The sequence below is a fragment of the Luteibacter sp. 621 genome (genome assembly GCF_050435445.1).
Lineage (GTDB): Bacteria > Pseudomonadota > Gammaproteobacteria > Xanthomonadales > Rhodanobacteraceae > Luteibacter.
Genome location: NZ_JBNDKI010000004.1, coordinates 146,428 through 161,610, shown reverse-complemented (window position 1 = coordinate 161,610; position 15,183 = coordinate 146,428). Strand labels below are relative to the sequence as shown.

Genomic DNA, 15,183 nt, shown 5'->3' with positions numbered 1-15,183 from the left:
AAGGGCAATGGCTAGCACCACTGGTCCGGTCGGACCCGCACCCAAGGAACACCAGGTCGTCTACACGACCCTGCATTTCGAAAAGCCGTGGTCCCTCGAGAGCTACGAGAAGGTCGATGGCTGGAAGGCGTGGCGCAAGATCCTGGCTGAAAAGCCGGATCCGGCGGCGCTCATCGAAGAGATCAAGAAGAGCTCGCTGCGCGGCCGCGGCGGCGCCGGCTTTCCCACCGGCCTGAAGTGGTCGTTCATGCCGCGCAATGCGCCGGGCCAGAAGTACATCCTGTGCAACTCGGATGAATCCGAGCCGGGCACCTGCAAGGATCGCGACATCCTGCGCTTCAACCCGCATTCGGTGCTGGAAGGCCTGGCGATCGCGTGCTACTGCACGGGTTCGACCGTTGCCTACAACTACCTGCGCGGCGAGTTCCACCATGAGCCGTTCGAGCACATCGAAGAAGCCCTGAAGGAAGCGTACGCCGCTGGCCTGCTGGGCAAGAACATCGATGGCTCCGGTATCGACGTGGACATCTACAACGCCCTCGGCGCCGGTGCTTACATTTGCGGCGAAGAAACCGCGCTGATGGAATCGTTGGAAGGCAAGAAGGGCCAGCCGCGCTTCAAGCCGCCGTTCCCGGCCGGCTTTGGCCTGTATGGTCGCCCGACCACGATCAACAACACCGAAACCTACGCCTCGGTGCCGGCCATCCTGCGCAATGGCGCGGAGTGGTTCCTCAACATCGGCAAGCCCAATAACGGCGGCCCGAAGATCTTCTCGGTCTCCGGCCACGTGAACAACCCGGGCAATTTCGAAATCAAGCTCGGCACGCCGTTCTCCGAACTGCTGGAGATGGCGGGCGGCGTCCGCACGGGCAACAAGCTCAAGGCGGTCATTCCGGGCGGCTCCTCCATGAAGGTGCTGCCGGCCGACAAGATGATGGAATGCACCATGGATTACGACTCGCTGCAGAAGGCGGGTTCGGGCCTGGGTTCGGGTGCGGTCATCGTGATGGACGACAAGACCTGCATGGTCCGCGCCTGCCATCGCATCTCGCGTTTCTACATGGCCGAGTCGTGCGGCCAGTGCACCCCGTGCCGCGAAGGCACCGGCTGGATGCACCGCGTGCTGTCGCGCATCGTGGAAGGCAAGGGCACGCAGGATGACCTGCACCGCCTGAAGGCCGTCGCCGGCCAGATCGAAGGCCACACCATCTGCGCCTTCGGCGAAGCCGCCGCATGGCCGGTGCAGGGCTTCCTGTTCCACTTCTGGCATGAATTCGAATACTACGTGCAGCATGGCCGTTCCATTGTGGATGGCCCCGCAGGCACGGCCACCACTGGAGTCGCTGCATGAGTGCGCAGCCCGTAGCCAATGCCGCGCCGGACCTCGTCAACATCGAGATCGATGGCGTACCGGTGCAGATAGCCAAGGGAGCGATGATTATCCAGGCGGCTGATGCCGTCGGCATCGCCATCCCGCGCTTCTGCTACCACCGCAAGCTCCCGATCGCCGCCAACTGCCGCATGTGCCTGGTGGAAATCGAGAAGATGCCGAAGCCGGCACCGGCATGCGCCACGCCGGTAGGCGAGGGCATGAAGGTCTTCACGCGTTCGGACAAGGCGCTCAAGTCGCAGCGCAACGTGATGGAGTTCCTGCTGATCAACCATCCGCTCGATTGCCCGATCTGCGACCAGGGCGGCGAGTGCGAACTGCAGGACGTCTCGCTCGGCTACGGCCGTTCGGTGTCCCGCTATGTCGAGCGCAAGCGCACGGTGGCCGATGAAAACCTCGGCCCGCTGATCGCCACCGAAATGACCCGCTGCATCCAGTGCACGCGCTGCGTCCGCTTCACCAGCGAGATCGCCGGCACGTACGAGCTGGGTGGCATGAGCCGCGGTGAGAACCTCGAGATCGGCACCTACATCGGCAAGACGATCGAGAGCGAACTCTCCGGCAACATCATCGACGTTTGCCCGGTGGGTGCGCTGACCAACAAGCCGTTCCAGTTCCAGGCCCGCGCCTGGGAGCTGGTGGCTCGTCCGTCGGTCGCTTACCACGATGCGCTTGGCTCCAACCTGTGGCTGCACACGCGCCGCGGCGAAGTGCTGCGCACGGTGCCGCGCGATAACGAGTCGATCAACGAATGCTGGTTGTCCGATCGCGACCGCTACAGCCACCAGGGCCTGTACGCGGCGGATCGCGTCAAGGCGCCGATGGTCAAGCGCAACGGCCAGTGGGCGACCACCACGTGGGACGACGCCCTGTCGGTGGCCCGCGAAGCGCTGAAGAGCGTCTCCGGTGCGGATCTCGGCATCCTGGTGAACCCGGCGACCACGAACGAGGAGGGCGAGCTGCTCGTCCGCCTGGCCCGTGGCCTCGGCAGCGCCCATGTCGATCACCGCCTGCGCCAGCTCGATTTCGCCGATAACGCGTTTGCCAAGCCGTTCGCTTCGTCCATCGCCTCGCTCGACAAGGTGAAGTCGGCGCTGCTGGTCGGCTCGGACCTGCGTTACGAAGTGCCGCTGCTCAACCACCGCATTCGCCAGGCTGCCAAGAAGGGCGCCAAGGTGTTCGCGGTGAACCCGGCGCACTTCAACTTCAACTTCGCGCTGGCCGGCGAAGCCGTGTCGGCGCCGCATGAACTCGTCAACGAGCTGCTGCAGTTCGCCAAGGTCGCCGCTGAGTCGGGCGCTGCCGTGCCGGAATCGATCGCCGCCGTGGTGAATGCCGCGACGACCACCGATGACCACCGTGCCGCCTACGCCGAGTTCGCCGTGGAAGGCGCCGTGGTGATCTTCGGCCACGCTGCCGCGAACCACCCGGAAGCCTCCTGGCTGCGTGCCATCGCGCGCTTCATCGCGCAGGCCGCGGGTGCCGCGTACAACGAAATCCCGGCAGGCGCCAACGCCGTGGGCCTTTCCACCGTCGGCGTGCTGCCGACGGCGGGTGGCCTGGATGCGCGGGCCATGCTGGCGCAGCCGCGCAAGGGTTACGTGCTTTACAACGTAGAGCCGCCGTACGACTTTGCCGATGGCGCACAGGCCCAGCAGGCGATGCACTCGGCGCAGACCGTGGTCGCTTTTGCCGCCTATGCCTCCGATGCCCTGAAGGACTCGGCCGACGTCATCCTGCCGATCGCGCTGACGCCGGAGCTGGAAGGCACGCTGGTGAACGCGGAAGGCACCGCGCAGGCCGTGCTCGCGGGCTCGAAGGCCCCGGGCGAAGCCCGCGAAGGTTGGAAGGTGCTGCGCGCGCTGGGCGGTTCGCTCGGCGTGGCAGGCTTCGAGTTCGACGACCTGGCCGGTCTGCGCGATGGTATGACCGAGCGCACCACGGACGTCCGTGCGGTGCTCGGCCAGCGCGCTTCGGGCATCACGCTCTCGCGTGTCGCCACGGTGCCGGTGTACCGCGGCGATGCCGTGTTGCGCCGCGCCGGTGCACTGAACTCGCACCCGCTGAACCGCCCCGCGGCCATTCGCGTCAACGCGGATGATGCCGGCAAGCTCGGCCTGGCCGATGGTGGCAACGGCCGCATCGGTGACAGCGTGCTTCCGGTGGTGGTCGATACCGCGGTGCCTGCCGGTGCCGTGTGGATCGATGCCGCGCTTCCCGAAACCGCGATGCTGCCGCCGTACGGCGCCGCCATCACCCTGAGCAAGGCGTAAACCATGGCCGATCAACTCTTCGACCACCTCTTGCTGCCGGTGCTGTTCATCCTGGCGATCGTGCTGCCGCTGGTTATCGGCGTCGCGCTTTACGTCTGGTGGGAGCGCAAAGTGCTGGGCTGGATGCACGTCCGCATGGGGCCCAACAAGGTCGGCCCCGCCGGCCTGCTGCAGGCCTTCGCCGACGTCGTTAAGCTGCTCCTGAAAGAAGTGGTGCTGCCGACCAACGCGAACAAGTTCCTCTACTACCTGGCGCCGATGCTGGCCCTGGTGCCTGCGCTGTGCGCGTGGGCGGTGGTGCCGTTCGCCCCGGGCGTGGTGCTCGCCAACGTCAACGCCGGCGTGCTCTACCTGCTGGCCATGACCTCCATGGGCGTGTACGGCATCATCCTTGCCGGTTGGGCCTCCAACTCGCGTTACGCCATGCTGGGTGCCATGCGCGCCGCGGCGCAGGTCATCTCGTACGAACTGGCGATGGGCATGTCCATCGTCTGCGTGCTGGTGCTGACCGGTAGCCTGAACCTCACGGCCATCGTCGATGCACAGGCCGGTGGCGCGCTGAGCTGGTACTGGATCCCGCTGCTGCCGGTGTTCGTCATCTACTTCGTCTCGGGCGTGGCGGAAACCAATCGCGCTCCGTTCGACGTGGCGGAAGGCGAATCGGAAATCGTTGCCGGCTTCCACGTGGAGTACTCCGGCTCGCCGTTCGCGCTGTTCTTCCTGGCCGAATACGCCAACATGATCCTGGTGAGCTTCCTCTCCTCGATCCTGTTCGTGGGTGGCTGGCTATCGCCGTTCCCCGAATCGTGGGGTTTCATCGGCCACGCCAGCATCCTCTGGCTGTTCCTGAAGGTCTTCATCTTCGCCTTCCTGTTCCTGTGGTTCCGCGCCAGCTTCCCGCGCTACCGCTACGACCAGATCATGCGTCTCGGCTGGAAGGTCTTCATTCCCATCACCATCGTCTGGGTCCTCGTCGCCGGCTGCATGAAGTATTTCGGCTGGGTCCACATCGGCACGGGAGCCTAAAGCGCCATGTCTCGCGTAACCCATTATTTCAAGAGCCTCCTGCTGCTCGAACTGTTCAAGGGCATGGGCCTGACCATGCGTTACATGTTCAGCCCGAAGTACACGATGCGCTATCCGTTCGAGCACATCCCCAAGTCGAACCGCTTCCGCGGCCTGCACGCCCTGCGCCGTTACGCCAACGGTGAAGAGCGCTGCATTGCCTGCAAGCTGTGCGAGGCAGTATGCCCGGCCCTGGCAATCACCATCGACTCGGCCCCGCGCCCGGAAGATGGCCAGCGCCGCACCACGCGCTACGACATCGACCTGTTCAAGTGCATCTTCTGCGGCTTCTGCGAAGAGAGCTGCCCGGTCGATTCGATCGTCGAGACGCACGTGCACGAGTACCACATGGAACATCGCGGCGAGAACGTGGTGACCAAGGCCCAGCTGCTGGCCATTGGTGACCGCTTCGAGCAGGACATCGCTGCCGCCCGCGCCCAGGACGCGGCTTACCGCTAAGGGCCACGGAATCGACGATGAATACCGATCTGCTTCAACTCATCTGTTTCTACCTCTTCGGAGGCGTGGCTGTCCTCGCCGGCCTGATGGTCATCACCGTGCGCAACTCGGTGCATGCCGTCCTGTCACTCGTGCTGACATTCTTCAGCATGGCCTGCGTGTGGCTCCTCGCCGAAGCGGAGTTCCTCGCCATCGCCCTGGTCGTCGTTTACGTCGGCGCGGTGATGGTGCTGTTTCTGTTCGTGGTCATGATGCTGGACATCAAGCAGGAGGTCGTCCGCGAGGGCTTCATCCGCTACCTGCCGGTGGGCATCATCGTCGCGGTGGTCATGCTGGTCGAAATGCTGGCCATGATCGGCGTGAAAGCCATGCACGCCCACACGCTTGGTCCGAATCCGGCGGGTAACTCGAACGTCGCGTGGCTGGGCCAGGCCCTGTACACCGACTTCCTGCTGCCGTTCGAAATCGCCGCGCTGATCCTGACCGTGGGTGTCGTGGCCGCCGTGGCCCTGACCCTGCGCCAGCGCCTGGGCGTGCGCCACCAGTCGGCCGCGCAGCAGGTTGCCGTCAAGGCCACCGAGCGCGTACGCGTGGTGAAGATGGCCCCGAGCCAGGTGGCTTCGGTGGTACCGCCGCCGGCTCCCCCGGCTGCCGATCCGTCGCAGGAGAACGCCAAGTGATCACGCTTTCCCATTACATCGTGCTCGGCGCGATCCTGTTCTGCATCGCCGTCGCCGGCCTGTTCATCAACCGCAAGAACGTGATCGTGCTGCTCATGGCGATCGAGCTCATGCTCCTCGCGGTGAACACCAACTTCGTGGCCTTCTCGCGCTTCTTCGGCGACGTGCAGGGCCAGGTGTTCGTGTTCTTCATCCTCACCGTGGCTGCGGCGGAATCCGCCATCGGCCTGGCGATCCTGGTCCTGCTGTTCCGTAACCGCAGCACGATCAACGTCGCCGAAATCGACAGCATGAAGGGTTGATCCGATGAGTCTCTCGCTTTCAATCCTGCTAACGATCGCACTGGCGCCGCTGGTGGGTTCGATCCTGGCCGGCCTGTTCGGCAAGGTGATCGGCCGGGCAGGGGCGCACAGCGCCACCATCCTGGGCGTCGCCATCGCCTGCGGCCTTTCGTTCTACGTGCTCTACCAGCTGGTGTGGGGCGGGGCGGATAACTTCAACCAGGATGTCTACACCTGGTTCGAAATCGGTCGTTTCCACGCTTCGGTCGGCTTCATGGTCGATCGCCTTACCGCCATGATGATGGTGGTGGTCACCTTCGTGTCGCTGCTGGTGCATCTGTACACCATCGGCTACATGGCGGAAGACCCGGGCTACCAGCGCTTCTTCAGCTACATCTCGCTGTTCACCTTCTCGATGTTGATGCTCGTCATGAGCAACAACTTCATGCAGCTGTTCTTCGGCTGGGAAGCGGTGGGCCTGGTGTCGTACCTGCTGATCGGCTTCTGGTACAAGCGCCCTACAGCGATCTTCGCCAACCTCAAGGCGTTCCTGGTCAACCGCGTGGGTGACTTCGGCTTCCTGCTCGGTATCTCGGCGATCCTGTACTTCCTGGGTACGCTGGATTACCAGACCGCGTTCGACCATGCCCCTGAGCTGGTCGGCAAGACCCTGCAGATCACCCAGAACCATGCGTGGGATGCGGCCACCGTCATCGGCATCTTCCTGTTCATCGGCGCCATGGGTAAGTCGGCCCAGGTCCCGCTGCACGTGTGGCTGCCCGATTCGATGGAAGGCCCGACCCCCATCTCGGCGCTGATCCATGCGGCAACGATGGTGACCGCGGGCATCTTCATGGTCGCCCGCATGTCGCCGATCTTCGAGCTGTCCGAGACCGCGCTCTCGTTCATCCTGGTGATCGGTTCCACCACCGCGTTCTTCACCGGCCTCATCGGCATCGTGCAGAACGACATCAAGCGCGTCATCGCTTACTCCACGCTTTCGCAGCTGGGCTACATGACGGTCGCGCTGGGCGTCTCCGCCTATAGCGGCGCCGTGTTCCACCTGATGACCCATGCCTTCTTCAAGGCCCTGCTGTTCCTGGGTGCCGGTTCGGTCATCATGGGCATGCACCATGAGCAGGACATGCGCTACATGGGTGGCCTGCGCAAGTACATGCCGATCACCTGGATCACGATGTGGATTGGTTCGCTGGCCCTGGCCGGCACCCCGTTCTTCTCGGGTTTCTACTCGAAGGACGCCATCATCGAGGCCGTAGGTGAGTCGCACCGCTGGGGTGCCAGCTACGCGTACTTCTGCGTGCTCGGCGGCGTATTCGTCACCTCGCTCTACAGCTTCCGTCTCCTGTACATGACCTTCCATGGCAAGGAGCGCTTTACGGTGGAGCACAAGGCACACGGCCACGACGGCCATGATGCCCACGCCGATCACCATGACGACGCCCACCACGACGACGATCACGGCCACGGTACGCCTGGCGTGCTCGAACATGCACCGCATGAGTCGCCGTGGGTCGTGACGGTGCCGCTGGTGCTGCTCTCCATTCCTTCGATCCTGGTTGGCCTGTTCACCGTCAAGCCCATGCTGTTCGATGGCTGGTTCGGCAAGGCGATCCAGGTGAAGGAAGAGAACAACGTGCTTGGCGAACTCGCGCACGAGTTCCACGGTGCGGTGGCCGCTGGCCTGCACGGCTTCATGCAGCCCCCGTTCTGGATCGCGCTCGCCGGCTTCGTCGTCGCGACCTACGTGTACCTGTTCAACCCGTCCGTCGCTGACAAGGCGAAGAACGCGCTGAAGCCGGTGTACAACCTGCTCAACAATAAGTACTGGATCGACGAACTGTACTTCGCGGTGTTCGCGAAGGGCGGCGTGAAGCTGGGCGAAGGCCTGTCGAAGGTAGGCGATCAGGGCCTCATCGATGGCGCGATCGTCAACGGCTCGGCTGGCCTCGTGCAGCGCATCGCGGGTGGTGCACGCCGCCTGCAGTCCGGATTCCTCTTCCATTACGCGTTCGCCATGATCCTCGGCCTTATCCTGCTCCTGGGCGGGTACTGGCTGATCGGGCAATAAGGGAAACGAGCTCTATGTCGAATCACTTGCTCAGCCTGCTGATCTGGCTCCCGGTCGTCGGCGCCATCCCGGTGCTGCTGGCCGGCTCCGGTCGCCCAGGCCTCGCCCGCTGGATCTCGCTGCTGGTCGCGGTTGCCACCTTCGCCGCCAGCCTTGCCCTCCTGCCTGCCTATGATGCCGCTGCCGGCACCTTGCAGCTCACGGAATCCTTCAACTGGATCCCGTCGCTTGGCATTCACTACTCGCTGGCGGTCGACGGTATTTCCGTCGCCCTGATCGTGCTCACCACCTTCGTCCAGATCCTCGTGATCGTGGGCGCCTGGGAAGTGATCCAGAATCGCCCACACCAGTACATGGCGGCCATGCTTGTCCTCGAGGGCTGCATGATCGGCGTGTTCTGCGCGACGGACGCGTTGCTGTTCTACGTGTTCTTCGAAGCCATGCTGATCCCGATGTTCGTCATCATCGGTATCTGGGGTGGTCCGCGCCGTGTGTACGCCACGCTGAAGTTCTTCATTTACACGTTCTTCGGCTCGATCTTCATGCTGATCGGCCTGATTTACCTGTACCACAAGACCGGTGGCAGTTTCGCCATCGCCGATATGGCCAAGGTGCCGCTCACGCTCACCGAGCAGAGCTGGCTGTTCTTCGCCTTCCTGCTGGGCTTCGCCATCAAGGTGCCGATGGTGCCGGTGCATACCTGGCTGCCGGATGCCCACGTGGAAGCGCCTACCGGTGGTTCGGTGGTGCTGGCGGCGGTCATGCTGAAGATCGGTGGCTACGGCTTCCTGCGCTTCTCGCTGCCGATCGTGCCGGATGCGTCCGAGCACTACGCCTGGCTGATCATCGTCCTGTCGCTGATCGCGGTCTGCTACATCGGTTACGTGGCCCTCGTGCAGGGCGACATGAAGAAGCTGGTGGCGTACTCGTCCATCGCGCACATGGGTTTCGTGACCCTGGGTATCTTCATCGCCTTCATGCTGGTGCGTGAAGCCAACAACCCCGATGCCGCCCGCCTGGGTATGCAGGGTGCGATGGTCCAGATGATCTCGCACGGCTTCATCTCTGGCGCGATGTTCAGCTGTATTGGCGTGCTGTACGACCGCCTGCACTCGCGCCAGATCAAGGATTACGGCGGCGTGATCAACGTCATGCCCATCTTTGCGCCGTTCTACGTGCTGTTCGCCATGGCCAATAGTGGCCTGCCGGGCACCAGTGGTTTCGTCGGCGAGTTCATGGTCATCCTGGCCTCGTTCAGCGCCAATCCGTGGATCGCACTGTTCGCCGCCTTCACGCTGATCATCGGTGCTGCCTACACGCTGTGGATGGTGAAGCGCGTGCTGTGGGGCGATATCACCAACCCGCACGTGAAGGAACTGACCGACGTCAACGGCCGCGAGATCTTCATGCTCTCCGCGTTCGCCGCCGGCGTATTGGTCTTCGGTATCTGGCCGGAGCCGCTGGTCCACCTCATGGATGCGTCGGTCGCTCGCCTGGTCGAGCAGCTGGCCATTACGAAAGTCTGAGCGGGAATTAGTCCATGCCTGGTATCAATGACATCCTTATCCTGCTCCCCGAGGCTTACCTCACGGTCGCGGCGTGCGTCCTGCTTATGCTGGATGCGTTCCTCAAGCCGGGCCAGAAGGGGGCCGTCCACTGGCTCTCCGTACTGGTCCTGCTGGTAGGTGCCTACCTGGTCGTGAGCGGCCAGCCGGATGGCAGCGTCACCGCGTTTGGCGGCATGTTCGTCCGCGACGGCGTCTCGGAAGTACTGAAGGTCTTCTCGCTGCTCATCACCGCGGTGATCTTCATCTACGCCAAGCCGTACCTGAAGGAGCGGGCGATCCCGTTCGGCGAGTTCTACACGCTCACCATCTTCGCTACCGTCGGCATCATGTTCCTGGTGTCGGCTGGCAGCCTGGTCACCGTGTACCTGGGCCTCGAGCTGCTGACGCTGTCGTCGTATGCGCTGGTCGCGCTGAACCGCGATTCGCGCCTGTCCTCCGAAGCGGCCATCAAGTACTTCGTGCTGGGTGCGCTGGCCTCGGGCATGCTGCTCTACGGCATGTCCATGGTGTACGGAGCCACGCATAGCCTGGACCTGCACGCTATCCACGCCGCCATCGTCGGTAACGAGTGGCACACGCTGCTGCTGTTCGGTCTGGTGTTCCTGATCGTCGGCATCGGCTTCAAGCTGGGCGCCGCACCGTTCCACATGTGGATCCCGGACGTGTACCAGGGGTCGCCGACGGCCGTGACCATCTTCATCGGTTCGGCGCAGAAGTTGGCGGCGTTCGGCATGGCTTACCGCCTGCTGTCGACCGGCATGGGCGATATCGCTGGCGGTACCGCAGGTCTTGCGGGGCAGTGGCAGCTGATGCTGGCGGTTCTGGCCGTGCTGTCGCTGGCGATCGGTAACCTCGTCGCCATCGTGCAGACCAACCTGAAGCGCTTGCTGGCCTATTCGACCATCTCGCACATGGGTTACCTGCTGGTCGGCCTGGTCAATGCCGGTCCGGAAGGCTACTCGGCCTCGATGTTCTATGCCGTCAGCTACGCGCTCACCAGCGCCGCCGCGTTCGGCATGATCCTGGTGCTCTCGCGCGCCGGCTTCGAGTGCGAAGAGATCGACGACCTGAAGGGCCTGAACCAGCGTTCGCCGTGGTTCGCCTTCATGATGCTGCTGGTGATGTTCTCGCTGGCCGGCGTGCCGCCGCTGTTCGGCTTCTTCGGCAAGCTGCTGGTGCTTAAGGCCGCCATGGATGCGGGCTACCTGTGGCTGGCTATTGCGGGTGCGGTGTTCGCGATCATCGGCCTGTACTACTACCTGCGCGTCGTAAAGGTTATGTACTTCGACCAGCCGAACGAAGGTACCGATGTGCGTGCAACGTCGGACGTCGCTTCGCGCTGGGTGCTGTCGGTCAACGCCATCGCGCTGCTGGTGCTCGGCTTCGCTTGGTCGCCGCTGTTTGCGTGGTGCCAGAGGGCGTTCGGCGTCTGATGGTGTGTTCGGGCAAGCTCTTTTTTTCACAAAGTTGAAAGAAAGGGCTTGCAAGAATCTGGCCACGTCGCTATACTTTTTTTCTCTGATGCGGGGTGGAGCAGTCTGGCAGCTCGTCGGGCTCATAACCCGAAGGTCGCAGGTTCGAATCCTGCCCCCGCTACCAGGATTTTTGAAAGGCGCTGACTTCGGTCAGCGCCTTTTTTCTTTTGGACTACACGGATTGGCGTGGGAGGCCGACATCGGTTTCCTTGATGATTGGTTACCGTAGCCCCTCACTTCGAGGGAGCTGAATCCGTGGTTGTCTGCACAAACGTCACCGCCCCTGGGCACATCAGCGTCGACATCCTTTTGGATATCACCTCGTCGCTGGCCAAGCTCGATGCCAAGTTCGATGCGAAATTCGGGGCGGTTGAGGCATCGATCGCCGAGCTCAAGTCGGACGTCACAGCCCTTAAGGTCGATGTCAGCGGGCTCAAGGTCGATGTGGCCGTGCTGAAGGTGGATGTCGGTGCGCTTAAGGCTGACGTGAGCGGCCTCAAGAAGGGCGCGAAGGCCATGGAGGCCGATGTCAGGAAACTGCTCGACTGGAAGCAACGGCTGTGGGGAATGGTGCTGCTTATCAGCGTGGTCACCGCCGTCGCGCCTTCGGTATGGCGCGAACTTGTGCAGCTAGTGTCCGGGCTTGACGGGATACGGTAAGGCCCGGGTGTGCTCGCGCGGGCTTGACTCGCTACCGCCGTGGCCCCCTTATAGGGCATCCAAACGACGGAAGGATTCCCGTGCGTATCCCGGTTGCAGTGATGGTGGGGTGGTTCGGCCTGGCGCCGCTGGGCGCCTTTGCCCAGGATACGTGGATGAGTGTCATGCTCGATGGCCAGAAGGTCGGCCAGATGCATGTGACGCGCGATAGTCAGGGCGCCCAGGTCATCACCACGCAGTCGCTCGATTTTCGGGTGAGCCGGCTGAAAACGCCGATGGTCATTCACACGCACGTGAGCACGGTTGAGTCGACGGCAGGTGGCCCCCTGGCGTTCTCGTCCAACGGTGGGCAGGGCACCAGCGCCACGGCGTCCACGGCACAGCGGCGCGATGACGGCGTATTCCAGGTCGATCGCACCATCAATGCGCAATCGAAGGTAAGCCTGTTGCAATGGCCTGATGGTGCCTTGCTGCCGGAGGGGCAGCGGTTAGCGACGGTGGGCCATGGCTTCCGCCCCGGTGCGGCGTACACCTTGCGCGTTTTCGAGCCTTCCAGGCAACAGGTGGCCGATCTGGCCGTGACGGTCGTCGGTGATGAATGGGTCGATCTCCCTGCGGGCCGGGAACACCTGCATCACCTGAAGCAGGTGCTGGCGGGTAGCGACGGCACCCAGGCCACCGAGCTATGGGTCGACGATGCGGGGCTCGTTCGTCGTTCGATTTCTCCATTGCTCGCGTTCCACATCGAAATGGCGGCCTGCAATCAGGCTTGCGCCGATGCGCCTGATCAGGCGGTAGATATCCTTAGCGCGGCGATGGTCGGCGCGCCGCAACCTCTTCCCGTGGCGGTACGTGTCGCGCCCATGCGTTACGCGATCACCGTGCGCGGAGAACACGGCATGCCGTTCGTGAATACCGATGAGCAGCGCGTGACAGACCTTGGCGGGGGTACCTACCAGGTCGACGTCGGCTATCCGCCGCAATTCGGGTCAGGTGGCGAACCGCCGCCTACCGATGAAGATACCGCCGCAAACCCGTGGGTACAGTCCGATGCGCCCGAGATCCGCGCGATGGCGTTGCAGATCGTGGGCGACGCACAGGCGGATGGCCAGCGTATGCGGCGCTTGCGCTCGTACCTCACTTACTACATCAACAGGACTGGCCTGGATGTGGATTATGGCGCCGCGACGGAGACCTTGCGGAGCCGTCGTGGTGATTGCACCGAGCACGCGGTACTGCTTGCGGCGCTTGCGCGGTCATTGGGCATTCCTACGCGCATTGTCAGTGGCCTGGTCTATAACGATCGGTTCGGTGGCGCAGACCATGTGTTCGTACCGCATGCGTGGGTGCAGGCATGGCTCGATGGCTTCTGGGTAAGCTTCGATTCGGCGCAGGGCGTGTACGACACCACCCACATTGTGATGGCCGTGGGGGACGGTGACCCATGGCGATTCTTCGCCGCCACATCGACCTTGGGTGCGATCACCATGCAGCGGACGGAATCCATGGCGACGGGCACCGCCACCTCGTTGCCCACCACGGTGCGCCCGGATTATGTGCGCCGCGCCCTTGGCGACCTTGTGCCGAGTTCGAGACCGGGGAGCTAACGCTGCCGGCGCCAGTTAAATTCATTGTCATATACGCACAATCGCCTTGACGCCGCCCGGCATCATGCGGTTTATGGGGTACTCCAACGCTGAAAGGATTCTCATGCGTCTCTTGCACGTTCTCGCGTTTGGCTGCATCGCGCTTGCCCCTGTTTGCGTCCACGCAGCAGATACGTGGATGACCGTGATGCTTGATGGTCAGAAGATTGGCAAGGTGCACATCCAGCGCGACGTGCAAGCGGGGAACGTGGTGACGACGCAGTCGCTCGACCTGCGCATGGCGCGTTTCAAGACGCCGCTTATCACGCATAGTGATGCGCGCATCGTCGAGACCGTGGATGGCGTGCCCGTAACCTTCTCCACGGCATCAGGGCAGGGCGCGGATGCCACGCAAGTGAATGTCGAGCCGCACGGGCCCGGGGTGTTCCAGCTTTCCAGCACCGTTGGGGGACAGACCAAAGTAACGCTGATGCAATGGCCCGAAGGCGCAACGCTGCCGGAAGGACAGCGGCTCGCGATCATCAAGCAGGGCTTCGCGCCGGGCACGACGTACAGCCTTCGCACATTTCAGCCCGAGAAGCAGCAGGTAGCGAACCTCGATGTGTCGGTGGTGGGCGATGACATGGTTGATCTTCCTGGAGGCAAGGAGCGCCTGCACCACCTGCGCGAAGCACTGACTGGCTCGGGCGGTTCGCAGTGGACCGAGATCTGGGTAAATGACCGCGGCGAGATCCGACGGTCGGTGGCGCCCATGCTGGCGTACCGCATTGAAATGGCCACATGCGATGAGGCGTGCGCCTCCGCGCCTGATCAGGACGTCGACGTGCTACGTAGCGCCATGTCGCCGTCGCCACGCATCCTTCCCAGTGCCGTTCGTTCCGCCCCAATTCGCTATCGCATTTCAGTCCAGGGAAACCATCCCAATCCCTTCGTCGAGACCGACGAGCAACGCGTTAGCGATATCAGTGCAGGTGTTTATCAGCTGGACGTCGGCCGGCCCTTGCCACACGGCGATGAGCCCGGTCCGGCGAAGGAAGACACCGAGGCAAATCCCTGGGTGCAATCCGATGCGCCGGCCATACACCAGGCGGCCGAAGCCATCGTGGGCGATGCATCGTCGGATATGGCGCGTATGCGCCGGCTGCGGGCCTATCTTACCGATGCCATTGACACGAAGGGCATGGACATTGGCTACGCCTCGGCACTGGATACCCTTGAGAGCAAGAAGGGTGACTGCACGGAGCACGCCGTATTGTTGACGGCGTTTGCGCGTTCGCTCGGTATTCCCGCGCGGGTGGTCACCGGGCTTGTGTATGTCGATCGCTTTGCCGGCGCGAATCGTGTCTTCATTCCGCACGCCTGGACGCAAGCCTGGATCAATGGGCGGTGGGTGAGCTTCGATTCGGCACAGGGTCGTTACGATGCCACGCACATTGCATTAGGTGTGGGCGATGGCGCCCCGTGGCACTTCTTCGAGGCGATGGCCTCGCTGGGATCGATCCATATCGAGCAGGCCACGCCAACGGCGCAATTGATGAACATGCCGCCGGAAGCGGGTCGCCCCGGCAACTTCGAGCCGGAACCGCGGATACCGATGTCCACGCCCACGGCGCCAGCTCGCCGGTAACCTTGTAGG

The 15,183-nt window shown here is 63.2% G+C and carries 12 protein-coding genes and 1 tRNA gene; all 13 read left to right on the top strand.

The window, feature by feature from the left end:
- The first annotated feature begins 7 nt into the window (after positions 1 to 7).
- The 13 genes from nuoF (at position 8) to ABIE56_RS06785 (ending at position 15,174) form a co-directional block, all read left to right on the top strand.
- Positions 8 to 1,351, top strand: a complete 1,344-nt coding sequence (gene nuoF / locus ABIE56_RS06845) for an NADH-quinone oxidoreductase subunit NuoF (protein ID WP_429243080.1) — start codon at positions 8 to 10, stop codon at positions 1,349 to 1,351.
- Positions 1,348 to 3,663, top strand: a complete 2,316-nt coding sequence (gene nuoG / locus ABIE56_RS06840) for an NADH-quinone oxidoreductase subunit NuoG (protein WP_429243079.1) — start codon at positions 1,348 to 1,350, stop codon at positions 3,661 to 3,663. Before nuoF ends, nuoG begins: the two co-directional genes overlap by 4 nt.
- 3 nt (positions 3,664 to 3,666) lie before the next feature.
- On the top strand, positions 3,667 to 4,689 hold the full coding sequence (gene nuoH, locus ABIE56_RS06835) for an NADH-quinone oxidoreductase subunit NuoH (RefSeq protein ID WP_139983580.1): 1,023 nt from the start codon (positions 3,667 to 3,669) through the stop codon (positions 4,687 to 4,689).
- Positions 4,690 to 4,695: 6 nt separating this feature from the next.
- Positions 4,696 to 5,187 carry an NADH-quinone oxidoreductase subunit NuoI gene (nuoI, locus tag ABIE56_RS06830; protein WP_139983578.1) on the top strand — a complete coding sequence of 164 codons (492 nt, stop codon included), beginning with the start codon at positions 4,696 to 4,698 and terminating at the stop codon, positions 5,185 to 5,187.
- Between the two features lie 17 nt (positions 5,188 to 5,204).
- The gene (locus ABIE56_RS06825) at positions 5,205 to 5,867 is read left to right on the top strand and encodes an NADH-quinone oxidoreductase subunit J (RefSeq protein ID WP_429243078.1); all 663 of its coding nucleotides are present in this window, start codon (positions 5,205 to 5,207) and stop codon (positions 5,865 to 5,867) included.
- Complete coding sequence (nuoK, locus tag ABIE56_RS06820) at positions 5,864 to 6,169, top strand: NADH-quinone oxidoreductase subunit NuoK (RefSeq protein ID WP_247327437.1); 306 nt, start codon at positions 5,864 to 5,866, stop codon at positions 6,167 to 6,169. Before ABIE56_RS06825 ends, nuoK begins: the two co-directional genes overlap by 4 nt.
- 4 nt (positions 6,170 to 6,173) lie before the next feature.
- Positions 6,174 to 8,237: an NADH-quinone oxidoreductase subunit L gene (gene nuoL / locus ABIE56_RS06815; protein ID WP_429243077.1), complete on the top strand. Its 2,064-nt coding sequence runs from the start codon at positions 6,174 to 6,176 to the stop codon at positions 8,235 to 8,237.
- Positions 8,238 to 8,251: 14 nt separating this feature from the next.
- Entirely contained in the window at positions 8,252 to 9,763 is a 1,512-nt protein-coding gene (locus ABIE56_RS06810; RefSeq protein WP_429243076.1) for an NADH-quinone oxidoreductase subunit M, read from the top strand.
- Between the two features lie 14 nt (positions 9,764 to 9,777).
- Positions 9,778 to 11,238, top strand: coding sequence for an NADH-quinone oxidoreductase subunit NuoN (gene nuoN, locus ABIE56_RS06805; protein ID WP_429243075.1), 1,461 nt, complete (start codon positions 9,778 to 9,780; stop codon positions 11,236 to 11,238).
- Positions 11,239 to 11,327: 89 nt separating this feature from the next.
- Positions 11,328 to 11,404: transfer RNA gene (locus ABIE56_RS06800), tRNA-Met, on the top strand.
- A gap of 131 nt (positions 11,405 to 11,535) precedes the next feature.
- Complete coding sequence (locus tag ABIE56_RS06795; RefSeq protein WP_429243074.1) at positions 11,536 to 11,940, top strand: hypothetical protein; 405 nt, start codon at positions 11,536 to 11,538, stop codon at positions 11,938 to 11,940.
- 80 nt (positions 11,941 to 12,020) lie between these two features.
- Positions 12,021 to 13,547 carry a transglutaminase domain-containing protein gene (locus ABIE56_RS06790; protein WP_429243073.1) on the top strand — a complete coding sequence of 509 codons (1,527 nt, stop codon included), beginning with the start codon at positions 12,021 to 12,023 and terminating at the stop codon, positions 13,545 to 13,547.
- A 103-nt stretch (positions 13,548 to 13,650) separates the two neighbouring features.
- On the top strand, positions 13,651 to 15,174 hold the full coding sequence (locus ABIE56_RS06785) for a transglutaminase-like domain-containing protein (protein WP_429243072.1): 1,524 nt from the start codon (positions 13,651 to 13,653) through the stop codon (positions 15,172 to 15,174).
- The last annotated feature ends 9 nt before the right edge of the window (positions 15,175 to 15,183 follow it).